Raw genomic sequence first — 22,629 nt, forward strand, 5'->3', positions numbered from 1 at the left:
CAGTTACCATTCGGAGCATAGACGAGCGTCACATCCTGTCAACCAGCAGCTTTAGGTTGCCAGCCAGGACACACGGAGGGGCCCTAGCCGGTGCACGCCGCCACAAGGGGAAGGATGCGTGCTGTGTTTGGGGATCATGAACTCGGCCATCCGCCTGACCAACCGCGCACGCTCGCCGAGAAGCTGAACTACCTGCTCGATCGCATACGTCGCGACGACGGCCGACGTTTCACCCACGCCCAGGTCGCCGATGCCGTCGCCCGCAGCACCGGACGACCATGCGACCGTGGCTACATATCCCAGCTGTGTTCCGGAACACGGGACAACCCGACGATGATCGTTCTCGAAGCGCTTGCCGACTTCTTTGATGTCAGTCCGGCTTTCTTCTTCGACGACGCACGTTCCCGACACATCGCCGAGCAGATCGAGCTCGCGATCGCACTGCAAGACCCCGACACGCGCGCGTTGGCGCTGGAGATGCTCGCCCGGCTCGAACCCGACGACGTCGACGCCGCCGCGACAGTCATTCGAGCGATCGCGAAGCGTCGAACGAGCGAGGCCGACAACAAGGCACCCCGAGATCCATACTGACTACGAGCCAGGTAGTCGCAGGGCGCGACACTGGCCCGAACATGACCAACGGGGGCACCCGGACCACCCACCGCCAGCCCCGCCCCCACCCTCCAGTGCAGCCTCGCGAGGGATGACGCTCGCCGTGGAACTGAGGCGGTCCGCCCCCTGGTCCTCGTCGGATAGGTCGAGGTAGAACTCCCCATCCGTTGACCTGACGTGTAGCATTCGAACGCTAGTTCGACAAGTGATCCTTGGTCACAACATGTCAACGAGGGATAACAAGACGTCGTCAGCGGCTCGTCGCCGCACCCGGACCGGGGTCGACCATGACGGGAGCTTCGCATCGAAGCGTGGCGAGAATCACATGCAGCAGCAGGGTAGAAGCCGTGTCGAAAGCTGTCCGATGCGGACCGTCAACAGGACTTCGCCAACGCTGTGACCTGCCGGAATGCGGGCCGTGAGCAGGAGATTACATACCGGGGCAGCGTATGTCCGAATAGGAGGGCGCGGTGGCAGTGCGTAGATGTATACACTCGGAAAGAGTGATCTACGAGACAAGGATCACTCGGTCCGGTTCGGACACGACGGACACGGACCAGGTTCGGGGCCGGAGCGTGGCAACTCCCGCCTGAACCACGAAGTGCGGGTCGTGCATGGGGACTCCCCTCCCTCCACGTCAGCCATCTTGCGGGTTGACGTGGCTGTGGTCCCTGATGATGCGCGCACCCGCGGACAAGTGGCTCTGACAACTTGCGAGGGAACGGGTTCAACGTGGGGGGTAACGAGACAGCGGCGGATGACTTCGCCTGGAAGCAGAACAGGAACTCTGGCATGGCGGCCGCCGGCTGGCCGTGTAACGACGAGTCGCCTCAGGTGGAGGACGACGCCATCAGCGAGTTGCGGAAGATCCTGCCGGATCTGTCCCCGGCCTTGATCCAGCGGATAGTCCTTGGCTCGGCGGACAGGCTCGAGCGCGCTCCCGGTGACGAGGAGACCACCAGTGAGGCACCGGTTGGCGAGGAATTCCCGTTCTGCCCACCACAGCAGAGGTCCTGCTCGGACTGGTGGACGAGCGACGGTGGTCCACCGTGGCTGCGTCGCGGTACGAATGGTCTGATGACGCACAATGATGAGCCGCCTCTCCCGCCGCTGCTGAGGATGCTCGCGTCCGCGATGAGGACAGCTGCGGAGTAGGAACCATCCGCCCGAAGGCACAAGGTGGTGACTCGACAGACGGAGGGGGCGAGTGCCACGGGGGCCGTAACTTGGCTGCGGGCAGGGCCGTTGCGGTTGTCGCCCCCCTCCGGGCACCGGCCAGGAATCGGCTCCGTCTCCCAAACACGGCGACGGAAATCAAGCACCGCTCCGATCCGTGACGATCACGACGATGAATCGGCGTTCCTGGTTCACTGAGCCTTTGCCAACCTGGTGAGGGGACTGGCCAGCGGTTGTGCGCGTGGCGTGCGGCCCGGGAGTGGATGTGCCAGCGCTGCGGCCGTCGTGGACAGCTTGGTGGGGGCGGTGGTAAAGGTGGTGCCCACCGTCCTGGGCGGACGGATCGATCGCGTCGCCTTCGCGGTTGGAGTGTCCGATACTCCTACGTTTGACCTGTTCCCTAGAGTCCGGCGGGTGAGTGAGAACGAAGCGTTGGATCGGACCCGCCGAGACTACGACGAGGTCGCCGAGTTGTACGACGACATGGTGCGACAGGGCGACCAAGTCATCGATGCGCTGTCAGCAGGGATGATCAACGCCTTCGCCGACCTCGTCCGCGCCGGTGGGTCGGTGGGTGCTGTGGTCGATGCGGGTTGCGGTCCCGGACAGTGGACCGATCACCTGGATCGAGCCGGTATCCGGGCTTACGGGATCGATCTGTCACCGGCCATGGTCGCGATCGCCCGCCGGTATCGTCCCGACCTGCGCTACGAGGTCGGTTCTATGCTCCATCTCGACGCAGGGGACGAGTCGATCGCGGGCATCCTGGCGCACTTCTCGTTGATCCACACGCCGCCGGACCTGCTTCCGCGCGTCCTGACCGAGTTCGCCCGAGTGGTAGAGCCGGGCGGACCCCTGCTGATCGGTGTGCAGATCACCGACACCGCAGACACCAACGGTTGGGTCCCGTACGACCACAGAGCCTCACCGGCGTATCTGTGGACCCTCGACGCGCTCGCCGACCGACTGCGCGAGCACGACTTCGCCGAGCTCGGACGCCTGCGAATCGTTGCTCCGGCGCCAGGCAAGCCGCCCGCCGGATACCTGCTGGCGCGCCATGACGCCAGAAGTAACGAATGAATTTGCCGACCTGGGCGGGCAGTCAGCGGTGTGCAGCGTGGCGTGACCTCGAATGGGTGAATCTCCTGGTAGACGGGCGATTGCCTAGATCAACACGTCCCACCAGGAGCTTCAACGTGCTGTCCTACCCGTCCGGGATGACCGTGTCCAGCCGCGCCCTCGGCGTGCTCTCCGATGCGCTGCGAGCGCAGCGCAACCAGCGCCGAACCCGGTGGCGGAAGCTCTCGCCCGGCCGGCAGGCGCTGCTCGTGGTCGCGCACCTGCGTAAGGGCGAGACCTACGCCGACCTGGCCTGCGGCTTCCGCATCGGGACCTCGACGGTGTACCGGTACATCCGTGAGGCGCTCGAACTGCTCGCGATCGAGGTCGCCCGCCGCAAGGCGTTCGTGATCCTCGACGGCACCCTGCTGCGCATCGACCGGGTAGGCATGACATCGGGCTATGACCGGGCCTTCTACTCCGGCAAGCACAAGGCCCACGGGCTGAACGTGCAGGTCGTCGCCGACCCGATCGGCCGGCTGGTGTGGATCTCGCCGCCGCTGCCCGGCGCGAGACATGACATGGGCGCTGCCCGTGAGCACGGGATCATCGACGCGCTGGCCACCCACGAGATCCCCGCGGCAGCCGACACCGCCTATCAGGGCGCCGGCCCGACGGTCGCGGTTCCGCAGCGGCGCCGTCGGAAGGATCTGGGCACCGGCCGCTACCGGCGCCTGTCCCGGAACCAGAAGGACGTCAACACCGCCCACGCCCGCCGCCGTGGACCCGGCGAGCGGGCCAACGCCGAGCTGAAGAACTGGCGGGTCCTGCGGAAGATCCGCTCCAGCCCGAACACCGCCCACCGGCTCATCGCCGCAGTTCAGACCCTCATGATCGCCAGCGCATGATCAGGTTGGCAAAGGCTCACTGTTCCTTGCCGAAGACGCGGTGGGCCCCGGCGGTGCGTCCGCAGGTTCGGGCGTGCAGCACGATCGCGGCGATGGTGAGCACGGTGACCAGGGTCCAGTTGCCGTCGGGGTCCCGGTGGGTGGAGACGGGCAACCACACCTGTGGTGCCAGGTTCAGGACCAGGCCGCAGCTGAGCCAGGCCAGGACGGCGAGGCCACCGGCGGCCAGTGGGCTGAGCAACGGAGTGAGCAGTTGGACCGTCGCGCTCATGATCAGCGCATTGGCCAGCACCCAGCCCCAGGACGTCTCGGCGGGCAGCCATGGGACCACTGCGGGAACACACAAGACCGGCAGCATGATGCCGGCACCGGCGGCGACTGCGGCCACCGCCCTTGGCCGGGTTGGGCGGTGACCGCCGGCCGCGATGCGGTCCCACTCCCACAGCCGTGGACGCATCAGGATCGCCAGGAGCGTGGCGGACAGGATGGTGCACAGCTCGACCACCGGCAGCTTCGTGGGTGGGAACCGGGCGGAGAGGTCGATCTCCAGCGAGCGGGGGCCGGTCACTGCGGCCACCGCGCACATGACCAGCGTCGTGACCGCGACCCAGTGGGCCGCACGGCTGTGGAGGACCAGGCGCACGTTGGGGATCATGGCTGGGGCAGCTCCTCCGAGGTGAGTGTGCAGGTATGCACCTGCTGCTGGTGTCGCGCGAGCCACCGTTGCACCTCGGGCACGCTCATGCCGGCGAACGCCCCGCTCGGCGGCTCGGTCGGCTCGGTCAGGAACCGCAAGATGTCGCCTGGCAGGTTCTCCAGTTCTCGGGCCTGCTCGTCGGCTCCAGCGCCGGTGTGGGCGCTGAGTTCCGGTGACGTGGCATCGGTGCCGGGCCCGAGGGTGCAGCTGTAGATCCCGGCCAGCGCACCGGGAATGTCGGTCTCGATGACACCATCGGGGTCGAGCCAGGCGATCTGCAGCGTCCGGGCGATGTCAACGTCGATCGGACCGAAGGCCAGGGACTGGTCCCAGATCTGTGTCACCAGGTCATCGGGTGTAGCGCCGTACCGGGCGAGGATCGGATCGACGGTGTCGATCAGCGCCGCGAGCCGCGGCTGGTGCTCGACGTTGACGCAGTACCGGATTCCTCGCTGTGTCTCACACACCGCGGCCGGTTGCTCGTCGACGGCGAACAGCGCCGGGCGCTGAACCAGCGACACCACGATGAGCACCACGGGCACGGAGACGTACATCGCCGCGTCCGCGAGGCGCCGCCATGCCTGTGACCCACCCGTGGCCAGGCGACGCAGACACCGGGTTGCCAAGCTGGCCGCCGCGACGGAGACCGCGACGAACACTGCGATCCGGAACACGACCAGCGCCGGCGATTCCCGCTGCCCCAGCTCCGGCTCCAGGTGCAAGACCGGGGCGACGACCGCGTAGTTGTCGCCGCCGGCGTGCCCGACGACCAGCAGCGCGTAGAACGCGGCCGCAGTGATCGGCACCATCACCATGGCCGGGACGACGGTGCCCAGGGCGTAGCCGAGCAGCACCGCCGCCGCCATCGCCAGGACACCGGACAGCATCGCCAGCGGGTCCGGCGCGCCGATTCCCCCGTGCGTAAGCGTCGCGACCACGAGCGGTATCAGGGCTAGCAGGTAGGCGCCGACATACCAGGTCACGAGCACCGTCAGGTGCCGGGTCACGATTGGTACGCCCAGCCGAGGCGCCCGTGGCTGGACCCAGATCCGGTCAGCTGGATGGAGCTGGGTGGCGTACCAGCATGCCGCGGTCCCGGCGATCAGGCCGGCCCAGGTGAACTGCTGGTGGAACTGGGCGCTGGTCTGGACCCACAACGGGTACGGCCATCCCAGCATCGGCCAGGTCATCACCAGCACCACGGCGACGATCGCCACGGACGGTGCCACCACCGCCGTCGGCCCGAGCGGCCACCACGATTTCCGCACCCGCGTGTGCACACTCATTCGATGCCCCCCACGTTGTCGAGCAGTCGTTCGTATCCGCGTTCGATGGGTGACCGCCGCCCGTCCGTTCGCCGTTCCTCGGTGCCGCCCTGGCGCTCAAGGTCGTTCACGGTGCCGTCGAACACCAGTCGGCCCCCCGCGAGGACGCCGACCCGTTGGCAGAGGTAGGACACGTCGTCGAGTAGGTGGGTGGACAGGACGACCGTGCGGGTTTGTCCGATCTCGGCGATCAGGTCGCGGACCCGCGACCGCTGGCCTGGGTCGAGGCCCACGGTCGGCTCGTCGAGCACCAGCACATCCGGATCGTGTGCCAGTCCGGCCGCGATCCCCAGACGCTGACGCTGCCCACCGGACAACGACCGAACCCGATCCTTCGCCTTGTCCCCCAACGCAACAGACCGCACAGCGTCATACGCGGCTGACTCGCATTCCCGAGGCGGCACGCCGTTGACCCACGCGGTGTATGCCACGACATCGACCACACGCATGTGGCCGGGTAAGGAAAACCGTTGTGGCACGAACCCGAACCGCACATTCCCGTCAAGATCAGCACCGACATCCGCACTGACGTTCCCACTGGCGTCCCCGTCGTCGCCGAGCACCCGCAGCGAACGCGCAGACGGCCTGTTGTGGACAGTCACGACTCCTTTGGCGGGTCGTAGCAGTCCAATGAGTACTGTCAGCAGCGTGGTCTTGCCCGCACCATTCTCACCGAGCAGCCCCGTGACACCGGGCCGCAGTACCCAGTCAACCTCATGCAGCACGTGCCGACGCCCGTAGGCGTAACTCACGCCGTTCACCGTGATTTCCATACCCCCACCTCTCGTCAACGCCTTCCCGACACGGTGCTGTCTCCGGCCGGGGCTCTCACCCTCGGCGCGGAGACAGCACCGATATCACTTGTCGCGAACCGATGTACCCGGGGCTAGCAGATGGTCCGGCGGGACGACTCGCGCGAGTCGCCGCTCACCCCCGTCGCCGTGGACACGTGGGTGTAGTAGTCACCCCGCCCGTTGCAGGTGCCGTACGCGGTCAGGCCGCCGTTGCGCCAATAAGTGGCGCCCCGCACCGCCCGCTCCGCGTCCGGCCACCAGGCAATGTGCTTGTAGACCCGGACCCAGAAGTAGGTCACGGTGTCACCGCATCCCCAACGTGAGCCGTAGCCGCTGAGCCTGCTCCCCGACGAACGCGGGGGATTCGCATGCAGCGAACACGCCATCGGCGACACCTCCGACGCCGATGAGGTCGACGTCCCCCCGGTCGCGCCGGCCGGCTCCGCCCAGGCGGGCGACGCCATCGCCACACCACCTGAAGCGATGGCCCCCGCCATCAGCAACCCCGTCACGAAACGACGTTTACCCATGCCGTAATTCCTCCCTAAACACGGCGGATCCACGCTCCCGAGCGATGAGAACCCCGACTGATGCGACGGGCAGCCCCTCCTACCCGGGACAGCTCACCAGGACCGGCGAGCCACACGGAACGGTACGGGACCACAGACCGCACACACAAGAGCAAAACATGATCAACTGTGGTGGTTTCTTGACATTATGCCGCCAAGACCGCATGTTGGAGTCGGAGAAAGAGAGATAACCTTGGCATTTTGGCAGGTGATGCGTCGCCTGTCAGGTCGGTGATGAGCCAAGGCTCGGACGACACCGTGCCCGCCTACGGCGGCGCGTTGAACAGGGGGAGAGTTCTGTGACATCGAGTACGCAGCCGCTGTGGCACCACACCACCGACGACACCCTGATCCTCGAGATCGGTCACCGCCGAGCCCCGGTCCCCGAACCGGTCGCCGACTGGCTTCTCGACTCCGGGGGCACCGGTCTGTCCACAGCCCCTGGGAACGATCTTCTGCGGCTGGAACGACGTCTCCAGCGCCTCGCGGCCAACCTCGACGCCCAGCGTGACAACGCCGCAGCCACCATCCGCACCCACGCCGCGCTGCTTCGACGATTCGTGATCGACCTCCAGCCACCCGACGGCGACCTCCGCGACGCCGCCGACGGATGGCAACGCGATTCCCGCGTACCCGCCAGCGTGGTCCTGTTCATTGACGTCGAGCAGTTCCTCGACGCCGACCCGCGCCGAGCGACAACGGCCGACTGGGGCGGCCGCACAATCGCTGGCATCGAGACGTTCGGACTGGGCTGGCGCCGCGACGGCGACGACGAACGACAGGGATACAACGACCACGATGACGAGGTCGCGCTGCCCGGACCGTGGCAGATCGGACACATTCGCCGCAACGGCGACATCTACGCCATCCGCCGCGGAACCAGTCTCCCCCAACAAGTCTGGCTGCTCGGCACGGGCTTCGACACCCACGACGATGTCTGCGACGTGTTGTTCCCTGTCATGCCGAGGATGCGTACACCCAACTCGCTGATCCTGGCCGCTCACGCGGCGCACGAAGCACAATTGCGTCGAGCGACAAGCCGGAGCGGAGTCGGGGACCCCGATTCTAAGCAAACCAACTACGGCCGGATGAGTCACGAGCGATGACTCACGCGAACGCCAACAACGAGCGGACGGTGCCCCAGCGCAGCCGGCCCGTGACGATCGGTTGTGCGTGATGACCGCGGTATCGCCACGGACCTACCCATTGGGTCTGGGCACCCTCGCAATCGGCACCAGCGGGTACAGCATCACCGGACTTCTCCCCACGATTAGCACGCACCTGCACACAACTCCCGCCCTGGCCGGGCAACTACTCACCGTCTTCGCGGTCACCTGCGCGATCGCCGGCCCCATCCTCACCATCGCTACCCGACGGTGGGACCGGCGACGGCTCCTCGTGACGGCGCTCGCAGTCACCGCGACGGGCAACGTCTTGGCGGCGGTAGTCCCCAATGTGCCACTGCTCTTCCTCGCACGCGCCGTCACCGGCCTCGGCACCGCCGTCTACACCGCCATTGCGGCGTCCCTGGCCGCGTACCTCAACACCCCAGAGCGGCGCGCACGAGCCATCGCCATCGTCTTCGGCGGACTCGCCCTCGCGCTCCTCGTCGGTGTTCCCTGCGTCATGGCGCTGAGCACGCCCTTCGGCTACCAGGGCACCTTCTTGATGGTTGCGGCACTGTGCGCACTCGGCGGACTAATCATTCGTCTCGTCGTGCCCCGCGCCGGGCCGGAACAACGGCCCGGCTCGCCCCGCCGCCTCGCGCGGATCAATCGACACGTGCGCGGAGTCCTCGTCGCAGCGCTCCTCGCCTCCCTCTCATCATTCGCGGTGTACACGTACATCAGCACGCTCCTGCACCACACCGCCGACGCGGGAAGCGACACCACCACCGCATTGCTGGTTCTGCACGGCGCCGGAGCCGTCGTCGGCAACTTCCTCGGCGGACGCGCCACGGACAGATACGGACCACAACGAGTTCTTCTCGTCGCGATTGGACTCTGCGCGGCAGGACTAGCCGCGCTCCCCGCAACCGCGACCACGATACCTGGCTCCACGGCGACGCTCACTGTGTGGGGATGCGCGTTCTGGTCACTCAACCCGGCGCTCAGCACCCACCTCGTCCAGCACTCCCCCGAAGAAGCCGACAACCTACTTCCTCTACTCGGCTCCTCCTTCTACCTCGGCATGGGCCTAGGGGGACTCGTAGGTGGCACGGTAATATCAGCGCTCGGCATTGACCTGCTCGCGCCGATCTCAGGACTCCTCTGCGTGGCCGCACTTCTCGTCGTCGTGCAGACTGGCCGAACCTCGAATGTGCCCTCGCCGAAAATGGTCGAAACTCGCATTCTCAATCGCGATCAGTCGGGCAGGTCGCAATGAGTGCGGCCGAACACGTTCTCTCCGGTCTCGTCTTTACGAATCAACATCGTGACGATGGCATCGAACCGCTGCCTTTGGCAGCGGCACGCCTTGCAGCGTCTGCAGACGGGTCACTGCGGTACGCCATGAGTCGCATTGACGATTCCGGCAAGGTGCCGGCGGCGCAACTCCTCGATACCCTTGGCTGGCTCCCAGGAGATCGGGTAGAAATCCGCGTGGAGAACAGCATCATAATTCTTCGAAACGATCCATATGGAGCTGTTTCCGTCGCTAGAAGACGTGCACTTCTCGTGCCGGTTGCCGCGAGACGCGCGTGCGGCTTGAAAACCGGCGATGGTCTGCTACTCGCCGCAGCCCCACAGTTCAACCTCATCATGGCGCACCCACCAGCTGTACTGGACAAGATGATGACCCTCTATCACCAAAGTGACGTTCATGACTAAGAATGACAAAGCCCCCGAGCTGGACGTTGTACGCCTGATCCTCGACCAACTTGGGATCAATCCAGCCGCGTTATCCCATGCCAGAAATCCACAAAAACAGGTTCCCACATTCGGAGCATATGTGCCCATCGTTGCGACTTCGGTCAGTGACGCAACTCGAGGAACATATGGGCCGTACTGGAACAGGATCGTCACACACTGGCGCGACCTCGAACTGACCACACCGACTCCATCGATGATCAAACAGCTGGCGGAGGTAACGCGCCAGAACGTGGTGATACGTCGAAACGCACGCAACGGACGCGGAGCTGTTGAACTTCTCATCGCGGCGCTACGCTGCATCTATCAACATGCAACCGACGACGGGATCATCGAGGCCCACCAGAACCCGGCACTCAAGGTACGGAAACCTCCACGGATGCCCAGTGGGCGGTTCGCACTCCCCGCCGACAGGCTCGACGAGATCCATCGCACCGCCGGACAGACAGGCAACGACCCCGAGTTGGACAGTCTGCTGCTGCGGTTCCACGAAGAAACGGCAGCACGCCGCGGTGGGGCCCTGGCGCTACAAACACCTTACGATCTTGACGTCGACCAATGCCTGGTACAACTTCACGAAAAGGGCGGAACCACACGCTGGCAACCCGTCTCGCCGACACTGATGCAAAGTCTCCTATGCCACGGCGAGCAACGAGGCGCGTCACATGGCGACCGAATTCTTCGGTACCGGAACGGCAATCCTCTGACACGACGCCGTTACGACCATCTCTGGGAGCGCCTCGGCAGACACCTTCGTTGGGTGGACGCACAACAGGTCACGACACACTGGCTGCGCTACACCACGCTCACGTGGGTCGAACGCAACTTCAGCTACGCCATCGCTAGAGCCTACGCCGGACACGTGAACAACAGCGGCGGTGTCGGGACTACTGCCACATACGTCCAGGCCGGCATTCACGACGTCGCTACCGCCCTTGCCGCCCTCACCCGCGAGCCGCACCCACTCGCACTACCGCGAACGCATCACAGCTCTACCCTGCCGTAGCGGTCCTCCATTGATCTGCTATGGTCGAATCATGGAAATTTCCCGGAAATCGGGAAGTTTCCCTGGCGTGGGGGTTCAAGTCCCCCCTCGGACACGCACACTATTCACCCGCATCGAAACCTCAGCGATCGATGTGTCTGGCTCGTAAAGAACCCCCAGGTCAAGCCCGGTGTACAGCTCTGCGAGCCCTTCTCCTCCGGCGTCACTCAGCTTCCTTGGCACATCGCCGAACGAGTCGATCCGCGCGTAGACCTCGGCAGCATCCATCACATCCGGCACGGACGTGTTGTTGATCTCCGCTTGCGCCGCTTCCCGCTCGGCCTGCGCGGCGTTGATCACCTCGACGAGCGCGTTCGGGTCGACGCCAGCAGTGATGGCGGCTTGGAACTTACGTATCCGCGCCTCGGCGTCCACGAACCGCTTCTTCGCAGCCTCCCCACCTGTATGTCGCCGGTCGGCTCCCTCCTGGGACGCCACCAACGCCGCGACCGTGCGATCCACGTTGTCCCGGTGGAACAGACCGTGGAGCCAGATGTTCACCGCGTCCCGGATCGTGTCCTCACGGAGGTACACGGCCGCCGGATGCTCGGCCAGCACTGGGGAACCCGGCGCGAGTGTCCGCGCGGGACAGCGGTAGTACATCGCGTGTTTGCGCGGACTGCCCTCCATCTTCCGCTTGCACACGTCGCACCGAATGCGCCCCCGGAACAGGTACAGCTTCGTCACCGACCGCGCGCTGCGTTCGGTCTTCCGTGCCGACGACAGCCCGGCCGCTCCCTTCGAGCGCCGGAGAAGCTGCACCTTTGTGAAGTCTTCGACGGAGATGATCGCCGGGTGCGCCGAACGCCGTGACCGCACGACGCGGTCCGGTGTGGACCGACGGAACCGCACCACATGCCCTGCCGCCACATCGTCCGGGTCCAACAACGCCTCGTGCTTGGTCCAACGACCGAACACCGCATAACCCGTGTAGCGCGGGTTCTCCAAAATGGACCGCACGGTGCTCCCCTGCCACCCGTCCGCGAGCCGGTGCGAGTTCTGCTCTGGCCGCCGCGCCGAGGGGCACGGGATGCCGTCCCGGTTCAGGCCGTTGGCAATCGCGCGGTCACCACGACCGGCGAGATACTCGGCGAAGATCCGCCGCACGACCTCCGCCGCCTCCTCGTCGAGGGCCAGAATCCTCAGCCGGTAGCCCTCTACCGCCTTGCGCGGATTTGGGTGCGGCCCACCATCGATAGTCAAGTACCCATACGGTGCCCGGCCGCCCTGGTGACGTCCCTCGTTCACCACTTGGGCATCCATGGCTGCCCGGACCCTGGCCTGTACGTGCTGGCGTTCTGACTCGCTCATCGCGCCGAGTTGGCTCATGAGCATCTTGTGCGAAGGGTTGCGCGGGTCATACTTGCCGCCCAACTCCGGCACCCACAGGTCAACTCCGTACGCCTCGAACTTGGGCGCGATCAATGAGAACTGGTTGCCGTACCAACACCGGGTGCCCTCCCCGACCACAACGCCCGACCAGCCGCGGTCTGGCCGCTTCAGCTCGGCCAGCAGCCGCGACGACTCCGGTCGGCGTTCCCACGGCACCGACCGCGAGAACCCGATGTCGAAGAAGTCGGCCACGATCTCTCCGCCACGCGGCTCGACGACATGCCGCGCGTTGGCTACTACGGCGACCGGACCGGCGGGTATGGCCAGTACGCCGCCGGAGAGTCCCTGACAAGCATCCTCACGCACCCCGACTGGCTCGACCTCGACTGTTCACTGATGCCACCAAGCGACCGGCTCACCGTCACGAACACGGCCGCGGACCTCGACATGTCGCTCGACGACCGGGCCGCCGGCCGAGCGGCTCAACGCCTGGCCGAGACCCTCGCCCTGAACATCCGGCTCACTGACGGTCCCCTGTACCGGCTCGTCGGCATCGAGCCGCGGAAGGGCATGATCAGAGGAACGGCTGAGGTCACCCGCTTCGTCCGGTACGCCCTGACCATGGACCTCCTAGAAGGCGAACTGGTCGACACAGTCGCCGGCGACTCACCGCTCTCCGCCGGCTCACTGCCGCTGCGCGATCTCTACCTCCCCGACACAGCGTCAGTGCTCGACCTGTCCAACCGCCTCTGCTCCGGCGGCACGCTGGCGCTCTGCGCCTTCGCCAGGCCAGCCGACCCGTTCCGAGGCCCGGCCGACTATGTTCTGCTGGTGCAGGAGCGCTCAGGCCATGTCGTCAACGCAGCCCGGCGACTGGCCGTGATTCCGAAGGGCTTCCACGAGCCCATGACGGACTACCGAGCAGACGCACATCTCGGCGCGACCCTCCGCCGAGAGATGGAAGAAGAACTGTTCGGCCGAGACGACATCGACAGCACAATCGGCCAGCAACTCCGAGCCGACCCAATGCATCCAAGCCGTCTGTCAGAACCAATGCGATGGCTCATGGACCATCCGGACCAACTCCGCATGGAATGCACAGGATTCGGACTCAACCTGGTGAGCGGCAACTTCGAGTTCCCCGGCCTCATCGTCATCGACGACGAAGAGTTCTGGACCCGCTTCGGCGGCCACATCGAAGCCAACTGGGAAGCGTCCTCCTTGCGCCAGTACTCCAGCCTGGACCGCGACTTGCTCACCGAGCTGGCCGCAGACAACACGTGGAGCAACGAGGGACTGTTCGCGCTGTTGCAAGGTTTCCGCAGGCTGAGCGAAGTTGGTGGAAGTCGCGTCAACGCGCCGACGATTGAATGGGAGATCCGCTGATGGCCGCGAACTGGTGCTACGGCAACGCCGCAGAGGACACAAAGGACAACCGCGGCTGGCTCCTCGGCCACTTCATTGACCCGGCAGAAGGCGTACGACACAGCAAGGATGTCGAAGTCAAGTGGGCGACCCACGAGGCCGGCGAGAAGCGCCACGAGTGGACGGCCGACGACCGGCGGACCACGCTCCTGGTGCTGATTCAGGGCGAGTTCCGAGTGGACCTCACCGAAGGAAGCAAGGTCCTCGCAACCCAGGGCGACTACGTCATGTGGGGACCGGGCATAGACCACTCGTGGGAAGCCGTGACCGACGCCCTGGTGATGACCGTCCGCTGGCCATCAGCGACCTGAAATGACCTCCGGCAGCCTGACGCGACTTCCACCGATCTCACGCAGCCGCCGAATCCCCTGCAGGAAGGCAAACAGCCCTTCATTACTCCACGACTCGTCGTGCACAAGTTTGCTGACCAGGTCGCCGTCCAAACTGGAGTAAATCTGCAGTCCCGAGGACTCCCAGTTGGCCTCAATATGACCGCCAAACCGAGGCCAGAACTCTTCGTCCTCGATCACAAGCAAGCCGGCGAACTCGTAGTTGCCGCTCACCAGGTTCAGGCCGAATCCAGTGCACTCGGTAACCAGGCGACCGGGCACATCGAGAAGCCACCGCATCGGCTCAGACAATCGACCAGGGTGCATCGGGGCAGCAGCCCGGTTACCCGAGGACGTACTGTCCACTTCGACACGCCCAAATAGCTCCTCCTCCATCTCACGTCGCAACGTCGCGCCGATCCGTGCGTCGGCACGCGCGTCGTTCAACGGTTCATGGAAACCCTTCGGAATCACAGCCAACCGCCCAGCAGCGTTGACAACCTGTCCGGAACGCTCCTGTACAAGTAGCGCGTAATCAGCCGGACCACGGTAGGGGTCCGCAGGCCGAGCAATCGCGCACAACCCGACGACTCCCCCGGCACAGAGCCGACCCTGAAGGTCAAGCACAGAAGCCAGGTCCGGCAGGTATCGGTCTCGCAGCGGCAGGTCTCCTAGCCGCGTAGGTCTCCCAGCCGCCAGCGCATCAGAGATCTCGCCTTCCAGCAAGTCCATCGTCAGCGCATAGACGCCGAACGATGCCAACGCCACGCTCCCCGAGACAACGGCGCCGCGAAAGTCGACATCCATCAACCGGTACAGCGGCTTGTTGGTCATCCGCACACCCAACGCCGCAGCCTCGGCCAACCGCTCCACGGCGCGCCGGTCGTCTACATGAGCGACTCGACCGCCACTGTCCGCCTCGACGTCGGCCAGCACCACCCGGTCGGTATCAGCGTTCAGCGGCAAGTCCAGTTCGGACCACTCCGACCGAGTCAGCACCGAGGTAGACACTCGCCGGCCATCAACGTCCGCGACATACGCACGGTGAAGCATCGCCTCGCCGCGGTAGTAGTCCGTCAGCGCGCCCGCAAGCTGGCTCCGGTCGACGCTACGCAGCCTGGCGCCCCGGTCTCGTACACCACCGAGATCCCACGTCTCAAGCTGCGCAGCCACCCTCCGCCGAGTCGAATCCGAGAGCCACTCGGCAAGCTCCCCACCAACTCAGTCTGCGACGCCAGCGACTCCTCTCCGAGCTGCCGGCTGCCTGAAGTGGTCGCGGGTCCCCTGATCAACTCGTCAAGTTCCTTCGCTGAGCAACCCAGAAGCCGAGCCATCTTCGGCCGCAGATACGGCAGCGGCTCATGGCCACCCGCCTCCCACCGAACCACCGTCGACCGGTCGACGTGCAGTGCCTCGGCCAAACTCTCCTGCGTGTGCCCAACCCCCTTCCGAGTAGCCGCCAACTCGACACGCCGTCTGGAAGTCGTCCCCGCCGCGTGAGAAGCCACCTCCACCGGCGCCGACAGCAACTCCTCGACGCTCAGTCTGAAGATCCGCTCAAGCAACCGCGCGGTAGCCGGCCGAACAGCACCAAGAGGCTGGCCATCGCTCCCCCGACCAGCAACGAGCCGCAGAAGATGCCGCACACTGATAGTGCCCAGTTCCCCGTTCTTCCGAGCGAAGACCTCGGCGAACTCAGCGAACTCCTCGAAGGTCTGGCGCCGCTCCTTGATCTTCTGCTCCAGCAGCGTCCGATACACCGCCATCCCGAAGCCCTCCCCACCTGCATGTGTCGCGACGAAGTCATGTCCATGTCACGTCGAGACCATTGAGCTGATCCCAAGCTGACGACACGATGATTTCAAGTCAATCACATCTGTCACCGCAGATCACAAACACGCGCGTTGCCAGTCAGGAGACCCCCACCACATGGACAACGTCCCGGCCCCCAGTCGCCGTGTCCCCGGTCAGGACGACACTGCCCTGTCTGCACACCTCTACGCCATTGAGGAGCGTCTCGACGAAATCCTCAGACGTCTCGAGGACTTGAAGAATCTCGTGGCAATGCTCGACCGTGTACAGCCGTACCGCCCTGACTCCGCTGAGGGCTAGCTACCCACCTACTCGGACTCGCCGACCTTGAAATTTCGGTCAATAACTAGAGTCAATTGTTGCGATCGAATTCTACGAGAGCCCAGGTCGGACGAGTTTCGAATACCAGATGTATATCCTTCAATGATTCCCTCAATATAATTACCCTCCACCTCAAGGGTCCGACAAAGCGACGAGATCAGCCCGTCAATATCTTCTCTTGCATCGTTGCGCTTATAAGAAGAAACGGCACGCTGAAATAGATCCAGAACATCTCTTAGTCGACTCACCGCTTGGCCATTTGAACTCTTCAAGATATCGCGCAGGCCCCAGCTGACGTGCAACAGAGTGAACATATCGACGATATTTGACCACCGAGTTCTGCCGATCCATTTGACGGCGTCGGAGAGAAATGAAAGCAGGTCAATAAATTCTTCAGCCCTGTCTCGATAGTCTTCAAAGTCCGCGGACATCTCATCATAGCGCTCATTGAGTTCGGCCTTTTTATTGGCGAGCCCGAAGATGCATGTTCCAAATACTTCCGCGTAGAACTCTAGATCACCTCCTCGCTTTCGCCTTTCACCACTAAATACACCCGAATTAACACTGAGTGAGTGCGACGCGCAGTCTTTAAGGAACTCATTGAACGGCCCGGGGAGCAACGCGTTTCGCAACTCCTGTTCCGTTAGAACCATATTGACTCGATTGACGCGAGCAAAGACCGCCCGGACGAACTCGTCAGCGAGGTTCGAGAGACGCCGAATCGGAAAACGATACTGGAAGAATTCCTGACGCACATCGTCAGGCAATTCTTTAAATAGCTTACCCTCGAACTGCTCACGGAGAGCCTTGTCCTCCAATCCCTCTAGAGAAAATTTGTTATCCAGGAATTCCAGCAATGCAGTAAGGCGCTGCTGGCCGTCAACGACCGATGCAGTCTGATCCCCATCGGGAGATGTCTCATATGACAGGTAAATTTCCGGAATCGGATACCCCAGTAGAATCGTTTCCATAAGCGATACTTTAGCGCGATCAGGCCAAACGGCCTTGCGTTGATATTCCGGCTGGAGCGTTAGCTCGCCAGATTTGTCCAATGACCTGAATTCAGCGACGGTCTTTGATTCGATCTCGAATTTGAGCGCATGCTCAACCATGGTCGACTCCCTCTTCGATCGCACGATCCCGCGCAGTGTTGACACTTTTCAATTGGTAACTTCGAAGCGATTTATGACTACGGTACAACCTGTAGTTAATCGAGCAACTTCGAAGGGGGCCACCGAGATCTTGCACGAATAGGTCCCGAGACTTAGACCAATGCTCTCCGAATGACAGGTGGGGTAGTACGATGTCGAGTGCAATGCACTCTTCAAAGACAAGCTTTCGCAGATAGTTCTTATCACTTTTGAACCGCTGATGCTCAATAATTCCTCGAAGCTCTTCCCATGCTCTATCGAATAGTTCAGATGACACTACAGCAATATCAAGATCTGATCTATTGTCGAACATCTTAAAATTCTTCTTTGGGCTTATGGAATAACCCAATCGAGCACTTCCAACCAACTGGACAGCCATGGGATCGATACCGAGTTGACTTGCAACCAGGTGACGCCAGCGTATGTAATCAAGTTCCTGTGGCCAAACAGCCGGCTTTCCATCAAAGAGGCGCGCAGTCACAAAATACTCTACATCAAGCCCCAGCGAACTGAACTCCGCCCAGAATATTTGGAGCCCAGAAAGATCTGACATAGTCACCCCTTCCAAACAATTAGTGGTATCTGCGAGAGATTGAGGAGTCCGAGGCCAAGAGCTTACGATATGTTGTCCTCCTTTCGCTTTCTAGGCCTGCCTCGATCCGGCTCTGCGCGATGGTGATCTCACGTCGCAGGCCTCTCGCATGGACATCTCCCCGCGAGGCCGCACACCAACATGCACTCACCTGAGTAAAATCCGGCAGCCTGGGACCAGTCCACTACTACAGGTCAGGGCCGTGCCCGTATGATGCGCAGCCGTTCGCTCATCCGCTGCCCGTTTCGCTCCTCCCGGACAATGGCGCTCCAACGGTTCAGAACGGCGTCTTCGAACACTGACCCGAGGTCAACATAATGTTTGTGGTCGTCGTCCGACACAGCATAGGCGCGGCCGGTATGCGTAACAAAGAAGTACGAGTCCGAGCGACTAGTTACCAAGTTGACTTCAACATGGCAGTAGTCCACCTCTGCTCGAATCGCCGACACCGCGTTTGTATACGTTTCGTGCTCAACAACAAAATTTGGAGCATTGATACTCGCCGCCGGACCTATCGCCCAAAACTCGTAGAGCGCCCAGATCGCGGGTGGCGTACCACGCAAGAGATCAGACAACTCGCCAAGCACACCGACATTGCGACTTGTCACCACAGTATTTATCTTTATGGCAAGAAGGTCGTACAGATTGCCAAGATGCATTCTGACAGCACTAAACCCTGCGCGGTTCGGCCGCATCAGGGTGTTCTGCTCGTCCGACGGTCCGTCAAGCGGGAATCCAAGCAGGTCAACCGTAGAGACCACGACGCCGTAATCCTGCTCCCGCAGTGCGATGCCGTTAGTGTCCACATGCAGGAGGCCAACTCCAGGCAACTCCTCACGGATGTAGCGCAGCAAATCAGGAAATCGACGGTAAATAAATGGATCACCGCCACCGAAAGTAATCTGCGTCGCGCCGAGATCAGATAAGCGGTGCAATATCTCAACTTGATCTTTAACCTGTGGCGTCCTTGTTCTTGCTGGTCGTTGTGGTTGCTGTGATCGTTTTGCCGACGTTGTGGCGGGTCGCGCGGTGGGCGTTACGGGAGCCGGATGGGCGTCCTGGTCCTGGATGGGAGGGTTTCGGTGCATGGGCGGGAGATGCGGTCTTCGCACGGATGTTCCGAAACCCGCGCCGGACCCGTGCGGGGGTGAGGCGTTCGGGCGGGGCGGGCTTTTCCCAGGGGCGCCTCAAATCGGCGGCCATCGGTCGCGCGAGCCGGAGCTGGGTGTGTGCGGTGATCATCAACCAGGTCCACCGGTCGGCCGCTTCAGGGTCGCGAAGCCTCGGGGCGGTCCAGCCCAAGGTTTGTTTGAACAGGCGGAAGGTGTGCTCGATGTCGAAGCGGCGCAGGAACATGTGCCAGCAGCGGTCGACATCCGCCGCTGTGGCATCCACTTTGGACCACCACAGCCAGACAGGCTTCGGATTGCCGCCGCTGGGCAGCCGATCAACCCGCAGTCGGATGACGGTACCTTCGATGATCGGTAGTGGCCCCTGGTGGTCAGTCCAGGCCGCTCGTCGGGTCAACCGCGGGTGCAGTCGGTTCCACGCCTGTGCGGTGGCTGTGCCGTAAAGGCGGGTGGCGGTGTGTGTCATGGCCTGTTCGGCACTCCAGGTGGTGGGATCACCGAAGACGAACTCGTCACCGTGTTTGGGTGGCCGGCCATTGGTCCCGGATGCACGCGCTCCGACGGCCTTGCGCAGAACGCGGTCAGAGCGCATTCGGCCGAGAATCTCGATCGGCAGGTCACCCAGCAGGTACGCGATCCGGGGCGCGTCGTAGCCGGCATCCAGCACGACCAGGATGTCCGCATCGCCGGTCTGCCACTGACCGGCGGCGATGAGTCGCTCAACGACCTCGCGGATCTGCAGCGTGGTCACGACCGCGACATCAGCGCCGGGCTGGAGCCGGACAGCGTCGAGCAGTGCGGTCCATGAGGTGCGGCCGGTCTCCAGCGCGGCCACGACCGAGTAGGGCCAGCCGGGGATCATCAGATGCTGGTCCTTGCCGCGGCCGTAGGTGTGGCAGAACGATCGCTGCGGGGAGGTGTTCGCGTCCGGGCGCAGCCACGGTGACACATCCACCGCCAGCACGATCCGGCCGTCCGCCGCCTTGGGTAACCGTTGCGCGGTAACAAGATTCCGCAGACGGGCGATGTCGACACGACCATGATTGATCCCGTCATACAACGCGCCATGACCACGCCGGTGCTCCGCCACCAGCGACAACCCCACCAGCGAGCGGACCGGGCCCTCGACGCACAGCACCGCATCGGTCAGCTCGAATAACGCATCAGCCCGCCGGGTCAGACATCCATAGAACCTCTGACGGAACCCCACCAACGCCCCGAACGCCGCATCCCGATCGGGATCGTGCACACTGATCACCGTAGCCCTTGGTTTCGATCTTCGTTCTGTCGCAAGACGATGATCAACCAAGGGCTGCGCTCATGATCAACCGGGGTCGCGTCGACAGACCCCGAGGTTAAAGATCAAGCTCAACCCATGTTTCAAATGGCGCCTCCGCACTGTCAAACGGTATATAACAGAATTGACATGGAACATTGCATCTCGCAGTAAAATTGAACGAAACACGAGTGAGACTCACGCGAGGTCTCCAGTCACGCTTAGATGTATGAGGCCATGACGTTGGTGACGCCGGTGTGGAGCCGGGTCGCTGGTGGTTGGTCTCCGGCGGTGGTGTGGGGTCGATGGTAGTTGTAGTGGATGTTCCAGATCTGTAGCGCTGCCGTTCTGTGTTGTTCGCTGGCCCAGACGTGGGCGTAGAGGAACTCCTCGGCCAGGATGCGGTGGTAGCGCTCGACCTTGCCGTTGTGGCGTGGGGTGTATGGGGTGATGCGTTGGTGGCGTGCGCCGCGGAGCACGGTGGCGAAGTCGTGGGCGCGGTAACAGGCTCCGTTGTCAGTCACGATCCGGTGGACATGCTGGATGCCGTGGCGGGCGAAGAACGCCCTGGCCCGGTGGGTGAACCCGATCGCGGTGCGGGCTTGCTCGTCGGACAGGGCCTCGGTGTAGGCCAGACGGGAGAACCCGTCGATCGCGGTGTGCAGGTAGGTGTAGCGAGCCCGGCCACCACGTTTACGGCCGCGGACCGACTGTTTGGCCTGCTCGCTGCCGCGGCCATGGACCCGCCAGCCACCACCGTCGGGGATGACACCGACCTTCTTCACGTCGATATGGACCATGTGACCCGGCCAGCAGGCGTGAATACGACGCGGAGTGCGGTTGTTCTCGCCGGTCGGGTCGAGGAACCGGCGCCGGTTCAACCCGAGGTGGACCAGATGCCGGCTGACGGTGCGGACCGAGACCGTGACGCCTTCGTCGGCCAGCTCGAGAGCGATCCGCCGGGCCGACCACTTGCGTTCCCGGCGCATCGTCTCGATCCGCCCGACCACCTGCCCGGTCGTGGCGGTGGGCTGGTGGTGCGGGACGCTGGGCCGGTCCAGCAGACCAGCCTCGCCGTACTTGCGGTGACGGTTGAACCACTTCGACGCGCACTGCCTCGAGATCCCCATCTCCGCGGCGACATGCGCGATCGGACGGGACTGGCAGCGCTCGACCAGACGGCGACGGCCTTCCACAGACAACGGGGCATTACGGTGGAGCATCGGACGGGTCTTTCTGCTCGGCGAATGAGTTGGTGGTACTTCTCATCCTGCCGCCGAAAGACCCGTCCCCTCGTCTCAGCCCCTACCGGCCGTCACCAACGTCATGACCCGCAACACTTAGATGGCGTGTCGCGTCGAACGGCACGCAGTCGTCGAGATGGCGCAGCGTGGAGTCACGAAACAATACATACAACGAGGAAGCAGGCCCACTGAATTCCATCGAAACACTAGCTTGCCTATTAACCTGGAAGGGTTTGATGTCCATCTGAATTCGACCATTCGGCTCGTTAACGTCCAATAAGATGAACGAAGCGGTAGGCACAAACTGGTAAACCCGGACATCGAAGCGAGCCCGATCGATCTCACCGAGTTCCGCTCTCGCCTTCCGCATGGTCCTCAATGATGCTTCGGCGCGGTTACGCAGGTCCTGCTCGGCAAGACCCAGATAATGCGCGAGCCCCGGACAATATTCGCCAGTCGGATTCACAATGGCAACCTGGACAACCAGTTCACGGTTGGCCTGAACTAGTCGGGCCAAGCCTTCGGCGATATTCTCCATCTCGACGCCATGCGCCATCCAATAGGAGGCGATGTGGATCGACTTCTTGGCTAACCGCAAGTACCCGAGCAGCGATCCGTCTTCGCGGTAGCGTGCGTAGTCCGCGCGGGAGGAGAAGAAGTTGGAAAGTCCGGCGCGGGTGAATCTCCTGGCCGCCGATCGGGCTTTGCGGCCGCGGCGGAGAGCGGGCGATCGACGTCGCCACCACCAGGTTGCTAGAGCGATCAGTACCGATGCGATCAGGCTGCTCAGAACACCGGCCGTCATACCATCCACTGCACGCTCCCACCTATGCCGCTGCATGTTTGGCCGCGACCCGACTGTAGGGCAACTGCCACTCCGGCGACCCGCTAGGCTGGGTCCGCCACTACAGTATCGCTTGAGAATGCTGGGGTCTGCTGCACGAGTAGGTGACAGTGGTAGTCAC

General features: G+C 63.4%; 23 protein-coding genes. 10 read left to right on the plus strand and 13 right to left on the minus strand.

What is annotated here, in order from left to right; genetic code table 11:
- Positions 1 to 114: 114 nt before the first annotated feature.
- The 4 genes from ACYVIP_RS21760 to ACYVIP_RS21775 all read left to right on the plus strand — a co-directional run bounded on the left by ACYVIP_RS21760 (position 115) and on the right by ACYVIP_RS21775 (position 3,755).
- Complete coding sequence (locus ACYVIP_RS21760; RefSeq protein WP_460399138.1) at positions 115 to 591, plus strand: helix-turn-helix domain-containing protein; 477 nt, start codon at positions 115 to 117, stop codon at positions 589 to 591.
- 753 nt (positions 592 to 1,344) lie between these two features.
- Positions 1,345 to 1,767: a hypothetical protein gene (locus ACYVIP_RS21765; RefSeq protein WP_431428799.1), complete on the plus strand. Its 423-nt coding sequence runs from the start codon at positions 1,345 to 1,347 to the stop codon at positions 1,765 to 1,767.
- Positions 1,768 to 2,202: 435 nt separating this feature from the next.
- The gene (locus ACYVIP_RS21770) at positions 2,203 to 2,868 is read left to right on the plus strand and encodes a class I SAM-dependent methyltransferase (protein ID WP_460399140.1); all 666 of its coding nucleotides are present in this window, start codon (positions 2,203 to 2,205) and stop codon (positions 2,866 to 2,868) included.
- A 116-nt stretch (positions 2,869 to 2,984) separates the two neighbouring features.
- Complete coding sequence (locus tag ACYVIP_RS21775; RefSeq protein ID WP_460399142.1) at positions 2,985 to 3,755, plus strand: transposase family protein; 771 nt, start codon at positions 2,985 to 2,987, stop codon at positions 3,753 to 3,755.
- A 16-nt stretch (positions 3,756 to 3,771) separates the two neighbouring features.
- On the opposite strand, the gene ACYVIP_RS21780 is transcribed toward ACYVIP_RS21775, so the two are convergent.
- The 5 genes from ACYVIP_RS21780 to ACYVIP_RS21800 all read right to left on the minus strand — a co-directional run bounded on the left by ACYVIP_RS21780 (position 3,772) and on the right by ACYVIP_RS21800 (position 7,679).
- Complete coding sequence (locus ACYVIP_RS21780) at positions 3,772 to 4,410, minus strand: hypothetical protein (RefSeq protein ID WP_460399144.1); 639 nt, start codon at positions 4,408 to 4,410, stop codon at positions 3,772 to 3,774.
- A complete protein-coding gene (locus ACYVIP_RS21785) occupies positions 4,407 to 5,738 on the minus strand; it encodes a hypothetical protein (protein WP_460399146.1) in 1,332 nt (443 codons plus the stop codon). The genes ACYVIP_RS21780 and ACYVIP_RS21785 overlap by 4 nt, the downstream gene beginning before the upstream one ends.
- Positions 5,735 to 6,550: an ABC transporter ATP-binding protein gene (locus ACYVIP_RS21790; RefSeq protein ID WP_460399148.1), complete on the minus strand. Its 816-nt coding sequence runs from the start codon at positions 6,548 to 6,550 to the stop codon at positions 5,735 to 5,737. The genes ACYVIP_RS21785 and ACYVIP_RS21790 overlap by 4 nt, the downstream gene beginning before the upstream one ends.
- A 113-nt stretch (positions 6,551 to 6,663) precedes the next feature.
- Positions 6,664 to 6,870, minus strand: coding sequence for a hypothetical protein (locus ACYVIP_RS21795; RefSeq protein WP_460399150.1), 207 nt, complete (start codon positions 6,868 to 6,870; stop codon positions 6,664 to 6,666).
- Between the two features lie 536 nt (positions 6,871 to 7,406).
- Positions 7,407 to 7,679 (minus strand): hypothetical protein, encoded by a 273-nt coding sequence (locus ACYVIP_RS21800; RefSeq protein ID WP_460399152.1) that lies wholly within the window; start codon positions 7,677 to 7,679, stop codon positions 7,407 to 7,409.
- 21 nt (positions 7,680 to 7,700) lie between these two features.
- Between ACYVIP_RS21800 and ACYVIP_RS21805 the strand changes: the two genes are divergently transcribed.
- From ACYVIP_RS21805 to ACYVIP_RS21820, 4 genes are all read left to right on the plus strand, one after another.
- Positions 7,701 to 8,246, plus strand: a complete 546-nt coding sequence (locus ACYVIP_RS21805) for a hypothetical protein (RefSeq protein WP_460399154.1) — start codon at positions 7,701 to 7,703, stop codon at positions 8,244 to 8,246.
- Between the two features lie 70 nt (positions 8,247 to 8,316).
- Positions 8,317 to 9,525 carry an MFS transporter gene (locus ACYVIP_RS21810; protein WP_460399156.1) on the plus strand — a complete coding sequence of 403 codons (1,209 nt, stop codon included), beginning with the start codon at positions 8,317 to 8,319 and terminating at the stop codon, positions 9,523 to 9,525.
- Positions 9,522 to 9,968 carry a hypothetical protein gene (locus ACYVIP_RS21815; RefSeq protein ID WP_460399158.1) on the plus strand — a complete coding sequence of 149 codons (447 nt, stop codon included), beginning with the start codon at positions 9,522 to 9,524 and terminating at the stop codon, positions 9,966 to 9,968. The genes ACYVIP_RS21810 and ACYVIP_RS21815 overlap by 4 nt, the downstream gene beginning before the upstream one ends.
- On the plus strand, positions 9,961 to 11,013 hold the full coding sequence (locus ACYVIP_RS21820) for a tyrosine-type recombinase/integrase (RefSeq protein ID WP_460399160.1): 1,053 nt from the start codon (positions 9,961 to 9,963) through the stop codon (positions 11,011 to 11,013). The genes ACYVIP_RS21815 and ACYVIP_RS21820 overlap by 8 nt, the downstream gene beginning before the upstream one ends.
- A 75-nt stretch (positions 11,014 to 11,088) precedes the next feature.
- On the opposite strand, the gene ACYVIP_RS21825 is transcribed toward ACYVIP_RS21820, so the two are convergent.
- Entirely contained in the window at positions 11,089 to 12,636 is a 1,548-nt protein-coding gene (locus tag ACYVIP_RS21825; RefSeq protein ID WP_460399162.1) for a recombinase family protein, read from the minus strand.
- A gap of 27 nt (positions 12,637 to 12,663) precedes the next feature.
- Between ACYVIP_RS21825 and ACYVIP_RS21830 the strand changes: the two genes are divergently transcribed.
- Together ACYVIP_RS21830 and ACYVIP_RS21835 are read left to right on the plus strand one after the other, a co-directional pair.
- Positions 12,664 to 13,770 carry a transcriptional regulator gene (locus tag ACYVIP_RS21830; protein ID WP_460399164.1) on the plus strand — a complete coding sequence of 369 codons (1,107 nt, stop codon included), beginning with the start codon at positions 12,664 to 12,666 and terminating at the stop codon, positions 13,768 to 13,770.
- Positions 13,770 to 14,120: a signal peptidase I gene (locus ACYVIP_RS21835; RefSeq protein ID WP_460399166.1), complete on the plus strand. Its 351-nt coding sequence runs from the start codon at positions 13,770 to 13,772 to the stop codon at positions 14,118 to 14,120. The genes ACYVIP_RS21830 and ACYVIP_RS21835 overlap by 1 nt, the downstream gene beginning before the upstream one ends.
- On the opposite strand, the gene ACYVIP_RS21840 is transcribed toward ACYVIP_RS21835, so the two are convergent.
- From ACYVIP_RS21840 to ACYVIP_RS21870, 7 genes are all read right to left on the minus strand, one after another.
- On the minus strand, positions 14,109 to 15,137 hold the full coding sequence (locus ACYVIP_RS21840; protein ID WP_460399168.1) for a transcriptional regulator: 1,029 nt from the start codon (positions 15,135 to 15,137) through the stop codon (positions 14,109 to 14,111). The genes ACYVIP_RS21835 and ACYVIP_RS21840 overlap by 12 nt on opposite strands.
- 77 nt (positions 15,138 to 15,214) lie before the next feature.
- On the minus strand, positions 15,215 to 15,904 hold the full coding sequence (locus ACYVIP_RS21845; protein ID WP_460399170.1) for a helix-turn-helix transcriptional regulator: 690 nt from the start codon (positions 15,902 to 15,904) through the stop codon (positions 15,215 to 15,217).
- A gap of 354 nt (positions 15,905 to 16,258) precedes the next feature.
- Positions 16,259 to 17,383 (minus strand): DUF262 domain-containing protein, encoded by a 1,125-nt coding sequence (locus ACYVIP_RS21850; RefSeq protein WP_460399172.1) that lies wholly within the window; start codon positions 17,381 to 17,383, stop codon positions 16,259 to 16,261.
- An 825-nt stretch (positions 17,384 to 18,208) separates the two neighbouring features.
- The gene (locus ACYVIP_RS21855; RefSeq protein WP_460399174.1) at positions 18,209 to 18,949 is read right to left on the minus strand and encodes a radical SAM protein; all 741 of its coding nucleotides are present in this window, start codon (positions 18,947 to 18,949) and stop codon (positions 18,209 to 18,211) included.
- 16 nt (positions 18,950 to 18,965) lie between these two features.
- Positions 18,966 to 20,402: an NF041680 family putative transposase gene (locus ACYVIP_RS21860; RefSeq protein WP_460399176.1), complete on the minus strand. Its 1,437-nt coding sequence runs from the start codon at positions 20,400 to 20,402 to the stop codon at positions 18,966 to 18,968.
- 239 nt (positions 20,403 to 20,641) lie between these two features.
- On the minus strand, positions 20,642 to 21,643 hold the full coding sequence (locus ACYVIP_RS21865) for an IS481 family transposase (RefSeq protein WP_460399178.1): 1,002 nt from the start codon (positions 21,641 to 21,643) through the stop codon (positions 20,642 to 20,644).
- A gap of 82 nt (positions 21,644 to 21,725) precedes the next feature.
- Positions 21,726 to 22,469: a hypothetical protein gene (locus ACYVIP_RS21870; protein ID WP_460399181.1), complete on the minus strand. Its 744-nt coding sequence runs from the start codon at positions 22,467 to 22,469 to the stop codon at positions 21,726 to 21,728.
- Positions 22,470 to 22,629: the final 160 nt, after the last annotated feature.

Source organism: Actinophytocola sediminis (genome assembly GCF_054779715.1).

Excerpts from the sequence above, each read along its gene's own strand:
- ACYVIP_RS21845 (WP_460399170.1), bottom strand. The coding sequence starts at position 15,904 with ATGGCGGTGTATCGGACGCTGCTGGAGCAGAAGATCAAGGAGCGGCGC.
- ACYVIP_RS21760 (WP_460399138.1), top strand. The coding sequence starts at position 115 with ATGCGTGCTGTGTTTGGGGATCATGAACTCGGCCATCCGCCTGACCAA.
- ACYVIP_RS21820 (WP_460399160.1), top strand. The coding sequence starts at position 9,961 with ATGACTAAGAATGACAAAGCCCCCGAGCTGGACGTTGTACGCCTGATC.
- ACYVIP_RS21865 (WP_460399178.1), bottom strand. The coding sequence starts at position 21,643 with ATGCTCCACCGTAATGCCCCGTTGTCTGTGGAAGGCCGTCGCCGTCTG.
- ACYVIP_RS21815 (WP_460399158.1), top strand. The coding sequence starts at position 9,522 with ATGAGTGCGGCCGAACACGTTCTCTCCGGTCTCGTCTTTACGAATCAA.
- ACYVIP_RS21830 (WP_460399164.1), top strand. The coding sequence starts at position 12,664 with ATGCCGCGCGTTGGCTACTACGGCGACCGGACCGGCGGGTATGGCCAG.
- ACYVIP_RS21835 (WP_460399166.1), top strand. The coding sequence starts at position 13,770 with ATGGCCGCGAACTGGTGCTACGGCAACGCCGCAGAGGACACAAAGGAC.
- ACYVIP_RS21810 (WP_460399156.1), top strand. The coding sequence starts at position 8,317 with ATGACCGCGGTATCGCCACGGACCTACCCATTGGGTCTGGGCACCCTC.
- ACYVIP_RS21785 (WP_460399146.1), bottom strand. The coding sequence starts at position 5,738 with ATGAGTGTGCACACGCGGGTGCGGAAATCGTGGTGGCCGCTCGGGCCG.
- ACYVIP_RS21850 (WP_460399172.1), bottom strand. The coding sequence starts at position 17,383 with ATGGTTGAGCATGCGCTCAAATTCGAGATCGAATCAAAGACCGTCGCT.
- ACYVIP_RS21790 (WP_460399148.1), bottom strand. The coding sequence starts at position 6,550 with ATGGAAATCACGGTGAACGGCGTGAGTTACGCCTACGGGCGTCGGCAC.
- ACYVIP_RS21870 (WP_460399181.1), bottom strand. The coding sequence starts at position 22,469 with ATGACGGCCGGTGTTCTGAGCAGCCTGATCGCATCGGTACTGATCGCT.
- ACYVIP_RS21780 (WP_460399144.1), bottom strand. The coding sequence starts at position 4,410 with ATGATCCCCAACGTGCGCCTGGTCCTCCACAGCCGTGCGGCCCACTGG.